The sequence below is a fragment of the Zafaria cholistanensis genome, assembly GCF_008580665.1.
Lineage (GTDB): Bacteria > Actinomycetota > Actinomycetes > Actinomycetales > Micrococcaceae > Zafaria > Zafaria cholistanensis.
On record NZ_BKDJ01000005.1, the window covers coordinates 185,489 to 203,588 of the forward strand.

An 18,100-nucleotide genomic window follows, 5' to 3' on the forward strand; every position below is an offset into this window, starting at 1 on the left:
CCTTCGCTTTGGGAAGGGGTGCGGCGGTGCTCCACGGCGGGGGCTTCCCCGCGCCCCGCCCCGGGTTTCGGCCATTTTCGTGATAAACTAGGCTTTGGGAAAGGGGATTATCCACATGGTTTTTGAGGTTGGCGAAACGGTTGTTTACCCTCACCACGGTGCCGCAATGATCGAGGAGATCAAGATGCGCACCATCAAGGGCGAAGAGAAGATGTATCTCAAGCTCAAGGTTGCGCAAGGCGATCTCACCATCGAGGTCCCGGCGGAAAACGTCGACCTGGTCGGCGTTCGCGACGTGGTGGGCCAGGAGGGCCTGGAGCATGTGTTCGACGTCCTGCGTGCCGAGTTCACGGAGGAACCGACCAACTGGTCCCGCCGTTACAAGGCCAATCTGGAGAAGCTGGCGTCCGGCGACGTCATCAAGGTGGCCGAGGTCGTTCGCGACCTGTGGCGCCGCGACCACGACCGTGGTCTCTCCGCAGGCGAAAAGCGCATGCTCTCCAAGGCCCGCCAGATCCTGATCAGCGAACTGGCCCTGGCCAAGAAGCTCGACGAGGAGAAGGCCGAGAGCGTCCTCGACGAGGTCCTCGCTTCCTAGGGGACATCTCCTGGGCGGTACCTCCGCCCGGCCCCACGGCATCCTGTGCCGCTACTCCAGCCAGTTTCAGGCACAGTGCTTCCGGCAGGCAGCCCGCCTTCGGGACCCTTCAGCGCTGCGGTCCTTGAGTGCCACGGTCTTTTAGTGCCACGGTCCGTCCACAACAGTGGGCGGGCCGCTTGGCGTGCACGGTCCGGTGGGGCCACGGCCCGTCCGGACGGACGCCGGGGGTACGCTTCTGAACGTGAGCCAGCCCCCGCTTTCCCCCGTTCCCGAGCGTCCCGGACGCGCCGCCGTCGTCATCGTTGCCGCAGGGTCCGGAACCCGGCTCGGCCACGGGATCCCCAAGGCCCTGGTGCCGCTGGCCGGGCGCCCCCTGCTGGCCCACGCCATTGACGGGGCCCTGGGCTCCGGCGTCGCGGACCGGATGGTCGTGGTGGTGCCGCCCGGGGACACCGAACTGACCGCCCTGTGCCGGGGCTATGCCGCGGACGGTGTCCACTTGGCCTGCGTCTTTGGCGGCGAGACCCGCAACGAGTCGGTGCGGGCCGGGCTCCGGGCCATCGGCCCGGGCGTCGACTATGTCCTGGTCCACGACGCCGCCCGCTGCCTCACTCCCGCGGCGGTCTTCGCCGGAGTCCTCCACGCCCTGCACGCGGGCGCCAGCGCGGTCATTCCCGCCGTGCCGGTAGTGGACACGGTCAAGTCCGTGGCGCCCTCCGCCGCCCCGGGCATCGCTCCCGAATCTGTCACCGGCACCCCCGAACGTGCGGCGCTGCGGGCTGTCCAGACCCCGCAGGGCTTTCGCCTGGGGGAGCTGCTGCGGGCCCACGAGGCCGCCGCCTCCTGGACCGGCGAGCGCGCCGCGGCCGTCACCGACGACGCGATGCTCATGGAGCTGGCGGGCAGCGAGGTGTTCGTGGTGCCCGGTTCGGTGGAGGCCCTGAAGGTCACCACCCCGCTGGACCTGCTGCTGGCCGAGGCGCTGGTGGCCAACGGATACGAGGAGCAGTCGTGAACCCGCCCATCCTTCCCCGCACCGGCATCGGAATCGACGTCCACGCCTTCGCCCCGGACGGGGAGGCGCGCGAGCTGTGGCTGGCCGGGCTGTACTGGCCCGGGGAGCGGGGGCTGTCCGGGCACTCCGACGGCGACGCGGTGGCCCACGCAGCCTGCGACGCGCTTTTCTCCGCGGCCGGCATCGGGGATTTGGGCACCCACTTCGGCACCGCCCGCCCCGAATTCGCCGGTGCCGCCGGCACCACGCTGCTGGCCGAGGCCGCGCGGCTGGTGCGCGCCGCGGGGTTCGAAATCGGCAACGTCGCCGTGCAGTTCGTGGGCAACCGCCCCAAGTTCGGTCCCCGCCGACAGGAGGCGGACACCGTCCTCAGCGCCGCGGCCGCAGCCCCGGTCACGGTGACCGCGACGACGTCGGACCGGCTCGGCTACGAGGGTGCGGGGCAGGGCATCACCGCCTACGCGACCGCGCTGGTCTACCGGCCGGAAGCCTGAGCCTGCCTGAACCTGGGGGCTTCGGCAGGGCGCGGGCGCGGTCCCGGGGCAACGGCGGCTAACCTAGACCGGTGAGCATCCGTTTTTACGACACCAAGCAGGCGCAGGTGCGGGAGTTTGTCCCGCTGGTCCCGGGCCAGGTGGGCCTGTATTACTGCGGGGCCACCGTCCAGGGGATGCCGCACGTCGGGCACATCCGCTCGGCCATTGCCTTCGACATCCTGGTCCGCTGGCTGGAGCACCGGGGGCACAAGGTCACCGTGGTCCGCAACGTGACGGACATCGACGACAAGATCCTGGAGAAGTCCGCGGCCTCCTTCGCCGAGGACTTCGAGGAGGACGAGGCCTACCGCCCGGAGGAGCCATGGTTTGCCCTGGCGTACCGGTTCGAGCAGGAGTTCCGGAAGGCCTACGAAACCCTCGGCGTCCGCCTCCCCACCTATGAGCCGCGCGCCACCGGACACATCCCGGAGATGCACCAGCTCATCGCCGAACTCATCGACCGCGGCCACGCCTACCCGGCCACCGACGGCTCCGGGGACGTCTACTTCGACGTGCGCTCCTTCCCCGGGTACGGCTCGCTGACCCGCCAAAAGGTCGACGACATGCAGGCCGCCCCCGATGCGGATCCGCGCGGCAAGCGCGATCCCCGCGACTTCGCGCTCTGGAAGGGCCATAAGGACACCGACCCGCAGAGCGCCTCCTGGCCCAGCCCGTGGGGCCGCGGCCGCCCGGGCTGGCACCTGGAGTGCTCCGCAATGTGCACCAAGTACCTGGGCGAGAGTTTCGACATCCACGGCGGCGGCCTGGACCTGCGCTTTCCCCACCATGAGAACGAGCTCGCCCAGTCGGCGGCGGCCGGCCACGGCTTTGCCAACTTCTGGATGCACAACGGCATGGTCACCTACGCGGGGGAGAAGATGTCCAAGTCCGTGGGCAACACCGTCTCCCCGCAGCAGATGCTGGAGCTGGCGGCCCCGCGCGTGGTGCGCTACTTCCTGGGCCAGGCGCACTACCGTTCCCAGCTGGACTACCGCCCCACCTCCCTCGAGGAGGCCGGTGCCGCGCTGGAGCGGATCGACTCCTTCATCGAGCGCGCGCTGGAGCGCCTGCACGGGATCGGCGCCGGCGGGGACTTCGACCTGGACCTGCACCACTTCGAGGTCACCGACGAGTTCGCGGCCGCGATGGACGACGACCTCAACGTGCCGCAGGCACTTGCCGCGCTGCACGAAACCGTCCGCCGCGGCAATACCGCCCTCGATGCCGGTGACCGCGAAACCGCCGACCGCGCCCTGCAGCAGGTGATGGCCATGACCTACACGCTGGGCCTGGACGACGCGGCCGGGCAGGATGCCGGCGGCTCCTCCGCCGAGCACCACGCCCTGGACACCCTGGTCCGCGCGCAGTTGGAGGAGCGTTCCGCCGCCCGTGCCGCCAGGGACTGGGCCCGCGCGGACTCCATCCGCGACCTGCTCGCCGCGGCCGGGATCGTGGTGGAAGACTCCGCCGACGGGGCCCGCTGGTCGCTGAAGTAGCACCCGCACGCCCCGGAGCAGGGGTGCCCGGCGGCGGGGCGGGACCGGGGCGGACCGGCCGGTGCTTTCAGGCACTGTGAACGCCACCGGCGCATCCACGGTAAAATGGTTCGGCGGCGGCCTGCTGGGCTGCCGCCGAAATCCCCCACCAACCGAGGAATCCCACATCATGGCCGCACCCAAGCGCTCCGGCGCCATCCGCAAGAGCAAGAAGGGCCCTTCGGTCGGCACCGGAGGCCACGGCCGCAAGGCCCTCGAGGGCAAGGGGCCCACGCCCAAGGCCGAGGACCGCGTCTACCACAAGGCGCACAAGGCCAAGGTGCTCTCCGAGCGTGCCGCCGCCAAGCACGGCGGCCAGCAGCGCGGCCGCGCCCCCGGGCGCAGCAAGGTCGCGGAGGAGCTGGTCACCGGGCGCAACTCCGTGGTGGAGGCCCTGCGCGCGGGCATCCCGGCCAAGGCCCTGCACATTGCGGTGCGCATCGACATGGACGACCGTGTCCGCGAGTCGCTGAAGCTTGCCGCCGAGCGCGGCATCCCGGTCATGGAGTCCGGCAAGCCGGAACTGGACCGCATGACCGACGACGCCGTGCACCAGGGCCTGGTCCTGCAGATCCCGCCCTACGACTACGCCGACGCCCTGGACACGGTCGAGGAAACCCTGGAGAAGTGGCGGAAGGGCTACATCCGCAACGCCCCGCTCTTCGTGGCCCTTGACGGCATCACCGACCCGCGCAACCTCGGAGCGATCATCCGTGCGGCCTCCGCGTTCAGCGGCCACGCCGTGATCGTGCCGGAGCGCCGCTCGGTGGGCATGACCGCTTCCGCGTGGAAGACCAGCGCCGGCGCCGCAGTGCGTGTGCCCGTGGTGCGCGCGCCCAACCTGACCAACGCGTTGAAGGCCATGAAGGAACAGGGCGTCTACGTGATCGGCCTGGACGGCGGCGGCGACGTCGAACTGCCCGGCCTGGAGCTGGCCACGGAACCGCTGTGCATCGTGGTCGGTTCCGAAGGCAAGGGACTCTCCCGCCTGGTCGGGGAAACCTGCGACCAGATCGTGTCGATCCCCATCGATTCGGCCATGGAGTCGCTGAACGCCTCGATGGCCGTGGGCATCACGCTGTACGAGGTCTCGCGCCGGCGGGGCGCATAGGTCCGGATCCCATGGCCCCCACCGCCGGCGACCTTCCCGCACGCCTGCAGGGCGTGAAAGGGTACCTGTCGCGCCCCTTCCCGTTCGGGGTGTCCGCGCATGCCCCGGGCGCCCCGGACCTGCCGGACACGGTGAACGTGGCGGTGTATGCCCCGGGGCTGAAAGAGGTGGACATCTGGTTCGTCGACCCGTTGGGGCGCCTGGTTTCCGTGCCGCTCTTCGACGAGACCTACGACATCTTCCACGGCACCGTTGAACAGCTGCGTCCGGGGGCCCGCTACGCCTTTTGGGAGCGCGGGGCCAGCCTGCCGGAGAACGGCCAGCTCCTGCTGGACCCGTGGGGACGCGCGATCGAGCAGGACGACGCCGGCGTGTACTGGAGCGTCTACGTCGAGTCCGGCTTCGACTGGGGCGGCGACAGGCGCCTCCACGTGCCGTGGCGGGACACGGTGATCTACGAGGCGCACGTCAAAGGCCAGGCGATGCTGCACCCGGATATCCCGGAGGAGCTGCGCGGCACCTACGCCGGGCTGGCGCACCCGGTGATGGTGAAGCACCTGCAGGACCTCGGCGTGACCGCCGTGGAGCTGCTGCCCATCCACTTCCATATCGACGAGCCGCACCTGCAGGAGCTGGGCCTGCCCAACTACTGGGGGTACAACACCCTGGGCTTCTTTGCCCCGCACTCCGGATATGCCACCGCGGCGGCCCGCGCGGCCGGGCCCAAAGCCGTGCAGGACGAGGTCAAGGGCATGGTCAAGGCCCTGCATTCGGCCGGAATCGAGGTGCTGCTGGACGTCGTGTTCAACCACACGGCCGAGGGCGGCAAGGACCAGCAGACCTACTCGTGGCGCGGCCTCGGGGACACCCAGTACTACCGCCACGACGCGGAGGGCCGGTACTTCGACACCACCGGGTGCGGGAACACGCTGGATTTCAACCAGCCCACCGTGGTCCGCATGGCGCTGGATTCCCTGCGCCACTGGGTGGAGGAATACCACATTGACGGATTCCGCTTCGACCTGGCGGTGGCGCTCAGCCGCGACACCCACAACCACTTCAACCCGCGGCACCCCTTCCTGGTGGCGCTGACCTCGGATTCGGTGCTGACCGGCACCAAGCTGATCGCGGAGCCGTGGGACGTCTCCATGGGCGGCTGGCAGACCGGGCGTTTCCCGCAGCCCTTCCACGACTGGAACGACCATTTTCGCGACATCGTCCGCGAGTTCTGGGTCTCGGACCACGGCGCGCTCCTTGCGGGGGGCCAGGGCGGTTCGGTGGCGCGGCTGGCGTCCTGCCTGGCCGGCTCCCGCGACCTGTTTGCCCCCTCCGGCCGCGGGGCCCTGTCCTCGATCAACTTCGTTACCGCCCACGACGGCTTCACGCTGCGCGACCTGGTCAGCTACGACCGCAAGCACAACGAGGACAACGGCGAGGACAACCGCGACGGGCACAGCCACAACCGCAGCTACAACCACGGCCTGGAGGGCGCCACCGCGGACGAGGAGCTAATGGCCCGGCGCCGCCAGACGGCCCTGAACGTGATGGCGACGCTGCTGCTCTCGCTGGGGGTGCCGATGCTCACCGCCGGGGACGAGATCGGCAAGACGCAGGAGGGAAACAACAACGCCTACTGCCAGGACAACCCGCTGACCTGGCTGGACTGGACGCTCTCCGAGGACCAGCGGACCATGCTGGAGAACACCAGGGCGCTCATGCGCCTGCGCAAGGAGTTCATGGCCGGGCAGCCCCACACCTTCCCGACCCACGATGACAGTTCCTACATGCACTGGTTCAACGCCGAGGGCATGCCCATGCGGAGGGAAGAGTGGACCCGCCCGGAAACGCGGCTGGTCCAGATGCTGCTTGGATCCCCCGAAGGCAAGCTCGACGGGCTGGTGGTCTTCAACGGAAGCACCGAATCCGTGCGCATCCGCATGCCGGATCCGGACATCCTGCGGACCCTGCGCCCGCAGGACCGCCGGGGGACCACGTTCCAGCTGCAGTTCAGCACCGCGGAAGGGTCCCTGCGCCGGCGCGGCGCCACGCTGAAGGCCGGCGAGCCCGAACGTATCGAGGCGCACTCGGTCACCGTCTACCGGGCCTGAGCGGCCCGCGGCGGTTCCGGACGCCAGCCCCGGACGCGGGCTGCCCCCCCAAGGCGGCGGCACCGGAAGGTGCCGTCGCCTTGGGGGGGCAGCCCGCCGTGCCCGGCTAGCTGGCGCTGGTGACCAGGCCCAGTTCGGGAACCGAAACGAGCGCGTGGTGCCGGGGCACCACCCGGACTCCGTAGCCGAAGGAACCGGAACGCTCCAGCCGGAGGTCCCCGGTGAACAGGTATCGTCCGTCGCCCAGTTCCTCGGAGAGCTCGAGTTCGTGCACGGCCGGGTCGCTCAGCTCGTCGGCCTCGGTGACCGCTCCGTACACGGCCTGCACGGCGACGTCTTCCGGGTTGACCCCGGCGAGCCGCACGTAGGCGTCCACGCGGAACTTGTCGCCGATGCTCGGCTCCTCCTCGAGTCCGATCGAGTCCACGTGCTCGACGGCGATCCCGTGCCAGGCGCTGCGGACCCGCCGCGCATAGGCGGCCAGCTCCTTGGCCCCGGCGAAGGACCCCTTAGCGGCGGCCTGGCCGGCCTGGGCCGCCGGCAGGTACAGCCGGGACACGTAGTCGCGGACCATGCGCTCGGCGGACACCTGCGGCCCCAGGTGGGAGAGCGTGTGCTTGATCATCTGCACCCACTGGTGCGGAACGCCTCCAACGGCCGCCTCGGACGGACCGGCCGCGCCGGCTCCGCCGGAGACCTGCACGCCGTAGAACCGGGGGGCGACCTCGTTCTCGATCAGCGCGTAGAGGGCGGCCGCTTCGATGTCGTCGCGGTGCTCGGGGGAGGACCCGGCGGGAGCGGTCGGGATCGCCCAGCCGTTTTCGCCGTCGTACATCTCGTCCCACCACCCGTCCAGCACTGACAGGTTCAGGCCGCCGTTCAGGGCGGCCTTCATGCCGGAGGTGCCGCACGCCTCGAGCGGCCGCAGGGGGTTGTTCAGCCACACGTCGCAGCCCGGGAAGAGGGTGCGGGCCATGCGCATGTCGTAGTTGGGCAGGAACACGATCCGGTGGCGGACCGCCGGATCGTCGGTGAACCGGACCAGGTCCTGGATCATGCGCTTGCCGGCTTCGTCCGCCGGGTGCGACTTTCCGGCGATGACCAGCTGGACCGGGCGGGTTGGATGCAGAAGCAGCGCCTTCAGCCGGGCGGGGTCGCGCAGCATCAAAGTCAGCCGCTTGTAGGTTGGCACGCGGCGGGCAAAGCCAATGGTCAGCACGTCCGGGTCCAGCACGGACTCGGTCCAGCCGAGCTCCATCCTGCTGGCGCCGCGCTTGAGCCAGGAGGCGCGCAGGCGTTCGCGCACGTCCGCAATCAGCTGCTCGCGCAGGCGCCGGCGCAGGGCCCAAAGGTCCGCGTCCGGAACGTCCGCCGCCAGGGACCAGTTCGGCTCCTCCCCGTCCCCGGTCCCGGCCGCGGCCCCGAAGCGCTCCCGGGCAAACGCGGCAAGCATCGGATCCACCCAGGTGGGCACGTGGACGCCGTTGGTCACCGAGGTGATCGGGACCTCCTCGACGTCGAACCCGCTCCACAGTCCGGAGAACATCCGGCGGGAGACGCGCCCGTGCAGCTTGGCCACGCCGTTGGCCCGCTGCGCCAGCCGCAGCCCCATGACCGCCATGTTGAAGGTCGCGGGGTCTCCGCCCGGGTAGTCCTCCGAGCCCAGTTTCAGGATGTTTTCCGTCGGCACGCCCGGCGCCAGCCCGGCCCGCAGGAAGTGGCCCACCTGCAGCGCCTCAAACCGGTCGATTCCGGCCGGGACGGGGGTGTGCGTGGTGAACACGGTGGAGGCGCGGACCGCGGCCAGGGCCTCGTCCCAGGCGAGGCCATCATCCATCAGTTCGCGGATGCGCTCGACGCCGAGGAAGCCGGCATGTCCCTCGTTGGTGTGGAACACTTCCGGGGCGGGTCCCCCGGTCAGCCGGGCGTGGATGCGCAGTGCCTGGACCCCGCCCATGCCCAGCAGCAGCTCCTGCTGCAGGCGGTGGTCGCCGCCGCCGCCGTAGAGGCGGTCGGTGATGACGCGCGCGGCGTCGTCGTTGGCGGGGATGTTCGAATCAAGCAGCAGCAGCGGGATGCGGCCGACGTCGGCGCGCCAGATGTGCGCGCGCAGCCGCCGCGCGTCGGGCAGCGGCAGGGAGACCACGGCGGGGGTTCCATCCGCCTCGCGCAGAAGCGTCAGCGGCAGCCCGTCCGGGTCCAGGACGGGGTAGGTTTCCTGCTGCCACGCGTCGCGCGAGAGGGACTGCTTGAAGTAGCCGGCCTGGTAGAACAGGCCGACCCCGACGATGGGCACCCCGAGGTCGCTGGCGGCCTTCAGATGGTCGCCGGCAAGGATGCCCAGTCCTCCGGAGTACTGCGGCAGCGCCGCGGTGATCCCGTATTCGGGGGAGAAATAGGCGATGGCGCGCGGCGCCTCGGCCCCCAGCTGCTGCTGGTACCAGCGCGGCTCGGTGAGGTACCGCTGCAGGTCGGCGACCTGGCGCTGGACCTCCGAGACAACGTCGGAATCCATGGCCAGGGCTTCGAGCCGGACCCGGTCGAAGCTGCCCAGCAGGGCAACCGGGTCTTCCCGGACTTCTTCCCAAGCGTCCGGATCGAGGCTGCGGAAGAGGCGGGCGGTGGGTTCGTGCCAGGACCAGCGCAGGTTCGCGGCGAGCGCGGCGAGTCCGGCAATCGGGGCGGGCAGGACGGTCCGTACGGTAAATCGTCGAATGGCCTTCACACGGTGAACGCTAGCGCAGATGCCCCCAATGTGTGTTGCGGCACGGTAAACACTGCGCCATTGTCGGCGATTCCTTGGCCTTTGACGTGGATTGTGGATAGCGTCTATGCCGTGAGCACAGGACTGCAGAGCAGCTTCGGCCGGATTCCCGTCACCGCCCTCCACCCCGTGGTCGAGGGCGGGCGCTACCCGGCCAAGGCCATTCCGGGTGAAGACATCAGGGTGGAGGCGTTGGCCTTCCGCGAGGGACATGACAGTTTGGGGGCCACAGCGGTCCTCTACGGCCCCGACGGGCTGGAGGTCCAGCGCGTGCGCATGGTTCCGGGCCCCCCGGGGACCGACACCTGGGAGGGCTGGCTGCGCCCCCACTCGGAAGGGGCCTGGGAGTTTGAGGTCGAGGCATGGGACGACCCCTACGGCACCTGGCGGCACGACGCGCGGATCAAGGTCGGGGCCGGGATCGACGTCGAACTCATGCTCGCCGAGGGAGCCAGGCTGCTCACCGATGCGGCCGCCGCGATCGGGAATGCCAACGATTCCGCCCGGAACGACGCCGACACGGTCCGCCGTGCCGCCTGGGTGCTGGCCGACGGGCTGCTGAACCCGGTCGAGCGGCTCGCGGCGGGAATTTCCCCGGAGGTTCAGGACGTACTGAACCGCCGTCCCATCCGCCGAATGGTCACCCACAGCGGACGCTTCCCGATCAAGGTCGAGCGCGAGCGGGCCGGCCGCGGGGCCTGGTACGAGTTCTTCCCGCGCTCCGAAGGCGCCGTCTACCATCCGGAGAGCGGCACCTACACCAGCGGCAACTTCCGCACCGCCGCGGAACGGCTCGACGCCGTCGCCGCCATGGGCTTCGACGTGGTCTACCTGCCCCCGATCCACCCGATCGGGCGCACCCACCGCAAGGGCCCGAACAACACTTTGGTCGCGGGCCCGAACGACCCGGGTTCCCCGTGGGCCATCGGCGCGCCCGAGGGCGGGCACGACGCCATCCACCCCGATTTGGGCACCGTCGAGGATTTTGCCGCCTTCGTGCAGCGGGCCCGCAAGCTGGGCCTGGAGGTCGCCCTGGACCTGGCCCTGCAGGCCTCCCCGGACCACCCGTGGGTCGAGGCCCACCGGGAGTGGTTCACCACCCGCATCGACGGGTCCATTGCCTACGCGGAAAACCCCCCGAAGAAGTACCAGGACATCTACCCGCTGAACTTCGACAACGATCCCGAGGGCCTGGCCCACGAGGTGCTGCGGATCGTGCTGCTGTGGGTGTCCCGCGGGGTGGACATTTTCCGCGTGGACAACCCCCACACCAAGCCGCTGTGGTTCTGGGAGTGGCTGATTACCCGGGTCAACGAGCAGCACCCGCAGGTGGTGTTCCTCGCCGAGGCGTTCACCCGCCCGGCCATGATGCACGCGCTGGGCCGGGCCGGCTTCCAGCAGTCCTACACCTACTTCACGTGGCGCAACACCAAGAAGGAGCTGCAGGAATACCTCACCGAGGTCAGCCGGGTCAGCGATGCGTTCTTCCGCCCCAACTTCTTCGTGAACACCCCGGACATCCTCACCGAGTACCTGCAGTTCGGCGGCCCCGCGGCCTTCCGCATCCGCGCCGTGCTGGCCTCCATGGCGGCGCCGCTGTGGGGCGTCTACGCCGGGTACGAGCTCTACGAGCACGTCGCCCGCCCCGGGGCCGAGGAGTACATCGACAACGAGAAGTTCGAGTACAAGCCGCGCGACTTCGCCGGCGCCGAGGCTGCGGGCCGTTCGCTGGCCCCCTACCTGGCCCGGCTGAACCGGATCCGCCGCGACCATCCGGCGCTGGGGGACCTGCGCAACCTGGTGCTGCACACCAGCAGCGACGACGCGACCATCGCCTTCAGCAAGTCCAAGGTCCCGTCGCCGGGCGCCCCCGCGGACACCGTGATCGTGGTGGTCAACACCGACCCCCACGGGGCCCGGGAAGGCGCGGTGACGCTGGACCTGGAAGCGCTTGGGCTGCGCCCGGAGGACCTCGACGAGGACGGGCGCTTCACCGTCGACGACCTGCTCACCGGGCAGACGTGGAAGTGGGGTGCCCACAACTACGTCCGGCTGGACCCCTACGTGGAGCCGGCCCACATCCTGCACGTCCGGAGGAACTGAATTTGGCGAACCCGTACCAGCTCAATGCGCCCGGAATCTCCCACGATCCCAACTGGCACCGGAAAGCGGTGTTCTACGAGGTGCTGGTGCGGGCCTTCGCCGACTCGAACGGCGATGGCTGCGGAGACCTGAGCGGGCTGATCGACCGCCTGGACTACCTGCAGTGGCTGGGGGTGGATTGCCTGTGGATCCCTCCGTTCTTCAAGTCCCCGCTGCGCGACGGCGGCTACGACATCTCCGACTACTACGACGTCCTGGACGACTTCGGCACCATCGGGGATTTCAAGCGGCTGGTCGCCGAGGCCCACGCCCGCGGGCTGCGCGTGGTGATCGACCTGCCCCTGAACCACACCTCCAACGAGCACCCGTGGTTCAAGGCCTCGCGCAGCGAGCCGGACGGCCCCTACGGGGACTTCTACGTCTGGAGCGACACCGACGAGCTCTACAAGGATGCGCGCATCATCTTCGTGGACACCGAGGAGTCCAACTGGACCTTCGACCCGGTCCGGCGCCAGTTCTTCTGGCACCGCTTCTTCCACCACCAGCCGGACCTGAACTTCGAAAACCCGCGCGTCCACGAGGCCATGTTCGACGTCGTCCGCTTCTGGCTGGACCTGGGCGTGGACGGCTTCCGCGCCGACGCCATCCCCTACCTCTATGAGGAGGACGGCACCAACTGCGAAAACCTCCCTGGCACGCACCAGTTCCTGCGCCGGCTGCGCGCCATGGTGGACACCGAGTACCCGGGACGGGTCATCATTGCCGAGGCCAACCAGCCCCCGCACGAGGTGGTCGAGTACTTCGGCACCCCCGAGGAGCCGGAATGCCACATGTGCTTCCATTTCCCGATCATGCCCCGGATCTTCTACGCGCTCCGCGACCAGTTGGCCGCACCCATCATCTCCACCCTGGAGCAGACCCCGCCGATCCCGCCCGGCACCCAGTGGGCCACCTTCCTGCGCAACCACGACGAACTGACCCTGGAGATGGTCACCCCCGCCGAGCGCGAGGCGATGCTCGGCTGGTACGCCCCCGACTCGCGCATGCGTGCCAACATCGGCATCCGCCGCCGGCTCGCCCCGCTGCTGGACAACTCCCGCGCCGAACTGGAACTGATCCACGCGCTCCTGCTCTCCCTGCCGGGAAGCCCCTTCCTCTACTACGGGGACGAGATCGGCATGGGGGACAACATCTGGCTCGAAGACCGTGACGCCTCGCGCACCCCGATGCAGTGGAATCCGGACCGCAACGCCGGGTTCTCCTCCGCGGACCCCGGCAAGCTGTACCTGCCGGTGGTCCAGTCCCTGGTCTACAACTTCACCAACGTCAACGTCGAGCAACAGCTGGCCCACAGCAGCTCGATGCTTCACTGGCTGCGCCAGGTGCTGGGCGTGCGCCGCGAACACCCCGTCTTTGGCCTCGGCAGCTACCGCAACATCCCCGCGAGCTCGCCCAGCGTCCTCGCCTTCCTGCGCGAGCTGCCCCCGGAGGAGGAGGGCAGGGACGGCGAGGCGGTGCTGTGCATCTACAACTTTTCCCAGCACCCCGTGGCCGCCCGCCTGGAGCTGACGGACTTTGCCGAGCGCGGGCTGCGCGATGTCTTCGGCGGCACCGTGTTCCCGGGGGTTTCCCCCGATGGAACGCTCCAGATCATGCTCGGCTCGCAGGGGTTCTACTGGCTGCGCCTGCGCTCGAGCCGTTCCGATTCAAACTCCCCGGCCACCAGCGCCATGCCCGTTCTGTCCCCCGAAGGAGTGATGGCCCGATGACACAGCCCCAGACAACGCGCCGCGACGAAGCGCTGCTGGACCTGCTCTCCGGCTGGCTGCGCCGGCAGCGCTGGTTCCCCGCGGCGGCGCAGGCCGGCTTCAGCCTGCGCCGGGTCGGTACCGTCCCGCTGGATTCCCCCGGTCCCGGCATCGGCCTGGAGTCCGTACTGCTGGCGGTGGACACCGGTTCCACGGACGCCCCCGCCGTCGTGCACGTTCCGCTCTCCTTCCGCCGGGAGCCCCTGCCCGCCCCCGGGGAAGCGGGGCCGGCGGAGGCCGGGCTGATCGGCGTGCTCCCCTCCGGCGGGGAGAACGGCGAGGGCCCGTGGCACGTCTACGACGGTACCCACGACCCTGCCTTCGTGGCCGCCTGGCTGGAGCTGATGCGCAGCGGGACCGACGGGGACGGTTACAGCGGAACCGCGCTGGCCGGGTTTTCCGACCGGGCCCCCTATGATCCCTCCCTGTCCGCCAGCGTCCTGGGGGGCGAACAGTCCAACACCTCCGTGGTGGTCGAACGGGCCGATGGGGACCTCATCGCGAAGTTCTTCCGCGTGCCTGTCTCCGGCAGCAACCCGGATGTTGAACTGGGCGTGCTCCTCACCGACGCCGGCTCCCACGAGGTGCCCCTGACTTATGGCGTGGTCAGTGCCCGCTGGGACGAACCCTCCGGGCCCGTGGCCGGCGCCCTGGGAGTGCTGCGCGAGTTCATCACCGGCAGCGAGGATGCCTGGCGCAGCGCCAGTGCGGCGGCCCTGGAGGGGCGCGACTTCACCGCCGAGGCCGAGGCGATCGGGCGGGCCACCGCGCGCCTGCATGCCGCGCTGCGCGATGCGGCCGGAGCCGGCGAAGCGGGCCCGGAGGAGGTCGCCGCCTACGTGGCGGCCCTGCGCGACCGGCTCGAACGCGGCTGGCGGGCCGCCGCGGAGGCCGTCCGCGAGGCCGCCTCCGGGGATTCCGCCCCTGAAAACGCCTCCCGCGAACACGCTGGGGGAGCTGACGTCGAGGCGGCGTTCCAGTCCGTGCTCGCCTCGCTGGAGCGGATCTCCGCGCTTCCGGTGCTCCAGCGCATCCACGGCGACTACCACTTGGGGCAGGTGCTGCACGCGGAACCGCGCGGCTGGGTGGTGCTCGACTTCGAGGGCGAGCCGCTGCGCTCGGCCGCCGAACGTACCGCCACCGACGTGGCGCTGCGCGACGTGGTCGGCATGCTGCGCTCCTTCGACTACGCCGGGGCCGTCGCGGCCCGGCCGGAATCCGGCCGGGGGGCCTCCCCGGCCGCCGCCCACGCATGGGCCAAGATGGGAGGCGAGGCATTCCTGTCCGGCTACGCGGCCGAATCCGGGGAGGCGGTGGACACCGGTTCCCCGCTCTTCCTGGCCCTGTGGCTGGACAAGGCGCTCTACGAAGTGGCGTACGAGCTGCAAAACCGGCCCTCCTGGGTGGGGCTTCCCGCGTCCGCCGTCCACGAGGTCCTGGCCGGACTCGCCCCCACCCCGCCCCACCCCGCACGCACCGATGTCGAGAAGGAACCACCCGTGAGCCAGCCAGCCCCCCACGCCCCGCTTCCCGTGGCGCCCGAGGCGCTTGACGCCGTCGCGCACGGCCGCCACCACGCCCCGCACGCAGTGCTCGGCGCGCACCTGGACGACGCCGGATTCGTCACCATCCGCACGCTGCGCCGCTTCGCGCTCGGCGTGGAGGTCGTCACCCCCACGACCCGGGTGCCGATGTCCCATGAGTACGAGGGCATTTGGGTTGCCGTGCTGCCGGCCGAAACGGAGGGGCATGTGCCCGACTACCGGCTGGAGGTCTCCTACCACGGAGGCGACCCCGTCCGGGTCGATGACCCCTACCGGTACCTGCCCACCCTCGGCGAGGTCGACCTGCACCTGATCGGCGAGGGACGGCACGAGAAGCTCTGGGAGGTGCTGGGATCGCATGTGTTCCGCTACCACTCCGTGCTCGGTGACAGCAGCGGCGTCGGGTTCGCCGTCTGGGCACCCCACGCGCAGGCGGTACGGGTCAAGGGCGACTTCAACGGCTGGGACGGCACCGGGCATGCGATGCGTTCGCTGGGCCGGTCCGGGGTCTGGGAGCTGTTTGTCCCCGGCGTGGAGGCCGGGGCGGTGTACAAGTACCAGATCCTGGGACGCGACGGGCACTGGCGGGAGAAGGCGGATCCGATGGCCCAGCACACCGAGGTCCCCCCGCGGACCGGGTCCGTCGTCGTCGAGTCCTCTTACGGGTTCCGCGATGCACAGTGGATGCAGGAGCGCGCCTCGCGCGATCCGCACACCGGGCCGCTGAGCATCTACGAGGTGCACCTGGGATCCTGGCGGCCGGGCCTGAGTTACCTGGAACTGGCCGATGAGCTGGTCAAGTACGTCTCCGAGCTGGGATTCACCCACGTGGAGTTCATGCCTGTTGCCGAGCACCCGTTCGGCGGCTCCTGGGGCTACCAGGTCACCAGCTACTACGCACCGACCTCCCGGTTCGGGCACCCCGACGACTTCCGCCACCTCGTGGACCGGCTGCACCAGGCCGGTATCGGCGTGATCGTCGACTGGGTGCCGGCGCACTTCCCGAAGGACGACTGGGCGCTGGCCCGGTTCGACGGCGAACCGCTGTACGAGCACGCCGACGTGCGCCGCGGCGAGCACCCGGACTGGGGCACGCTCATCTTTGACTTCGGGCGCAACGAGGTGCGCAACTTCCTGGTGGCCAACGCGCTGTACTGGCTGCAGGAGTTCCACATTGACGGGCTGCGCGTGGACGCGGTGGCCTCGATGCTGTACCTGGACTACTCGCGCGAGGACGGCCAGTGGTGGCCGAACATCCACGGCGGCCGGGAAAACCTCGAGGCGATCTCCTTCCTGCAGGAAGCCAACGCCACCGCCTACCGCACGTCGCCGGGCATCATGATGATCGCGGAGGAATCCACGGCGTTCGACGGCGTCACCCGCCCCACCGCTTTTGGCGGCCTGGGCTTCGGGCTGAAGTGGAACATGGGCTGGATGCACGACTCCCTGAAGTACATACAGCAGGACCCGATCCATCGCGTGTACCACCACGACAAGATGACCTTTTCGCTGGTGTACGCCTGGACGGAGAACTTCCTGCTGCCCATCAGCCATGACGAGGTGGTCCACGGCAAGGGGTCGCTGCTGCGCAAGATGCCCGGGGACCGGTGGCGCCAGCTGGCGAACGTGCGCGCCTACCTGGCCTACCAGTGGGCCCATCCGGGCAAGCAGCTGATCTTCATGGGTACCGAGTTCGCCCAGGAGGGCGAATGGAACGAAGGCCACGGGCTGGAGTGGTGGCTGGCCGAAACCCCGCAGCACGACGGCGTCCGGAAACTGGTCTCCCGGCTGAACGCGGTCTACCGCGGCCATCCTGAACTGTGGGAAAAGGACCATGAGCCCGCGGGATTCCAGTGGATCGACGGCGGCAACGCGGCAGCCAACACGTTCAGCTTCATCCGGCGCGACGCCGCCGGGAACCCGCTGGTGTGCGTTGCCAACTTCTCCGGCGAACCGCACACCGGTTTCCGGTTGGGCATGCCCCTGGCGGGGGAGTGGACCGAACTGGTGAACACTGACGACGCGGAATACGGCGGGTCCGGGGTCGGCAACGGCGGCAGCATCATGGCCGTGGACGGCGGGGAACACGGCCAGCCGGCCCATGCCGTCCTCACCGTTCCTCCGCTGGGAATGCTGTACCTGGTGCCGGCCGGAACGGAAGCCGGGGCAGAGACCGGGGCAGGCGCCGGGGCGGAGACCGGGGCAGTGACAGGCGCGGCCGCGCATGCCGCCGCCGAGGCGGTGGCCGCCGAATTCGGCCTCGCCGAGGTGGGCGCGGAGGAAACGGGCACCGAAGAGGATGAAGAGGACGCCCCCGACGCCGGTGCCGCCGGCGAGGAGGCCGTCGAAGTGGGCGCCATGGAGGAGGGCGCTCTCGAGTTCGGCACCGCGGAGGTCAATGCCGACCCGATGGATGACGACGAATGGGATGCCGGACCGGCGGGGCCGGAAAACCCGGAGGAAACCGAAGGCCGCCGGTAGCCGACGAACCCGTCCGGGCCGCAGCGGAGGAATCGGCCGGCGCGGGGCACCTCCTGCGGGTGCCCCGCAGGGTCCTGACACAGGGTCCCGACACAGGGTCCTGGCGCCCGCAAAAACAGGGGACCACCGGCGGTGTTAGGGGTGGGTGGTTCCCGATTTGGTGTTGGGGCGTGGGGCGTGTATTGTTTTATCTCGCGCCGGACGCCGGATGGGATCCCGAGAGGGGTTGCCGGAAGGGTTCGGGTGCGGCTGGACCGGAAGGTTCCGCGGGCCGATTTGGTCCGGCGGGCCGGGTCTGGTAGATTAGGAAAGTTGCTCCGGAGTGTAGCGGATCGGTCGGTTGGCCGGTTGCGTGGTGCCGGGTGCTCCTGTTGTTTGAGAACTCAATAGTGTGCCAAGTTTGTTGACACCGATTTTTTATTGGTGAAACGCCTGTGCCTTTTTTGCCCCTGTGTGGGGTGGGGGTGCGGGTTTTTTGCCGGGATTTTTTCTTG

General features: G+C 69.7%; 10 protein-coding genes. 9 read left to right on the plus strand and 1 reads right to left on the minus strand.

All coding sequences use genetic code 11. The features are described from left to right. Window positions 1-115 precede the first annotated feature (115 nt). The 6 genes from NCCP_RS06820 to glgX all read left to right on the plus strand — a co-directional run bounded on the left by NCCP_RS06820 (window position 116) and on the right by glgX (window position 6,906). Window positions 116-598: a CarD family transcriptional regulator gene (locus NCCP_RS06820; RefSeq protein WP_149956482.1), complete on the plus strand. Its 483-nt coding sequence runs from the start codon at window positions 116-118 to the stop codon at window positions 596-598. Between the two features lie 244 nt (window positions 599-842). Beyond that, window positions 843-1,616 carry a 2-C-methyl-D-erythritol 4-phosphate cytidylyltransferase gene (gene ispD, locus NCCP_RS06825; RefSeq protein ID WP_149956483.1) on the plus strand — a complete coding sequence of 258 codons (774 nt, stop codon included), beginning with the start codon at window positions 843-845 and terminating at the stop codon, window positions 1,614-1,616. After that, the gene (ispF, locus tag NCCP_RS06830) at window positions 1,613-2,110 is read left to right on the plus strand and encodes a 2-C-methyl-D-erythritol 2,4-cyclodiphosphate synthase (RefSeq protein WP_149956484.1); all 498 of its coding nucleotides are present in this window, start codon (window positions 1,613-1,615) and stop codon (window positions 2,108-2,110) included. The genes ispD and ispF overlap by 4 nt, the downstream gene beginning before the upstream one ends. Window positions 2,111-2,181: 71 nt before the next feature. Then, on the plus strand, window positions 2,182-3,648 hold the full coding sequence (gene cysS, locus NCCP_RS06835; RefSeq protein WP_149956485.1) for a cysteine--tRNA ligase: 1,467 nt from the start codon (window positions 2,182-2,184) through the stop codon (window positions 3,646-3,648). Window positions 3,649-3,817: 169 nt separating this feature from the next. Beyond that, the gene (gene rlmB / locus NCCP_RS06840; protein WP_149956486.1) at window positions 3,818-4,798 is read left to right on the plus strand and encodes a 23S rRNA (guanosine(2251)-2'-O)-methyltransferase RlmB; all 981 of its coding nucleotides are present in this window, start codon (window positions 3,818-3,820) and stop codon (window positions 4,796-4,798) included. Window positions 4,799-4,809: 11 nt separating this feature from the next. Beyond that, a complete protein-coding gene (glgX, locus tag NCCP_RS06845; RefSeq protein WP_149956487.1) occupies window positions 4,810-6,906 on the plus strand; it encodes a glycogen debranching protein GlgX in 2,097 nt (698 codons plus the stop codon). A 106-nt stretch (window positions 6,907-7,012) separates the two neighbouring features. Here the strand turns inward: glgX and glgP are convergent, their stop codons facing one another. Beyond that, window positions 7,013-9,631, minus strand: a complete 2,619-nt coding sequence (glgP, locus tag NCCP_RS06850) for an alpha-glucan family phosphorylase (protein ID WP_149956488.1) — start codon at window positions 9,629-9,631, stop codon at window positions 7,013-7,015. Window positions 9,632-9,742: 111 nt separating this feature from the next. Between glgP and NCCP_RS15240 the strand changes: the two genes are divergently transcribed. Genes NCCP_RS15240 through glgB form a run of 3 tightly spaced genes read left to right on the plus strand, consistent with a single transcriptional unit; the run spans window position 9,743 to window position 17,606 of the window. Next, complete coding sequence (locus tag NCCP_RS15240) at window positions 9,743-11,773, plus strand: alpha-1,4-glucan--maltose-1-phosphate maltosyltransferase (RefSeq protein ID WP_225873725.1); 2,031 nt, start codon at window positions 9,743-9,745, stop codon at window positions 11,771-11,773. Window positions 11,774-11,775: 2 nt separating this feature from the next. Then, a complete protein-coding gene (treS, locus tag NCCP_RS15245) occupies window positions 11,776-13,542 on the plus strand; it encodes a maltose alpha-D-glucosyltransferase (protein ID WP_225873726.1) in 1,767 nt (588 codons plus the stop codon). Then, entirely contained in the window at window positions 13,539-17,606 is a 4,068-nt protein-coding gene (gene glgB, locus NCCP_RS06860; RefSeq protein WP_216364673.1) for a 1,4-alpha-glucan branching protein GlgB, read from the plus strand. The genes treS and glgB overlap by 4 nt, the downstream gene beginning before the upstream one ends. The last annotated feature ends 494 nt before the right edge of the window (window positions 17,607-18,100 follow it).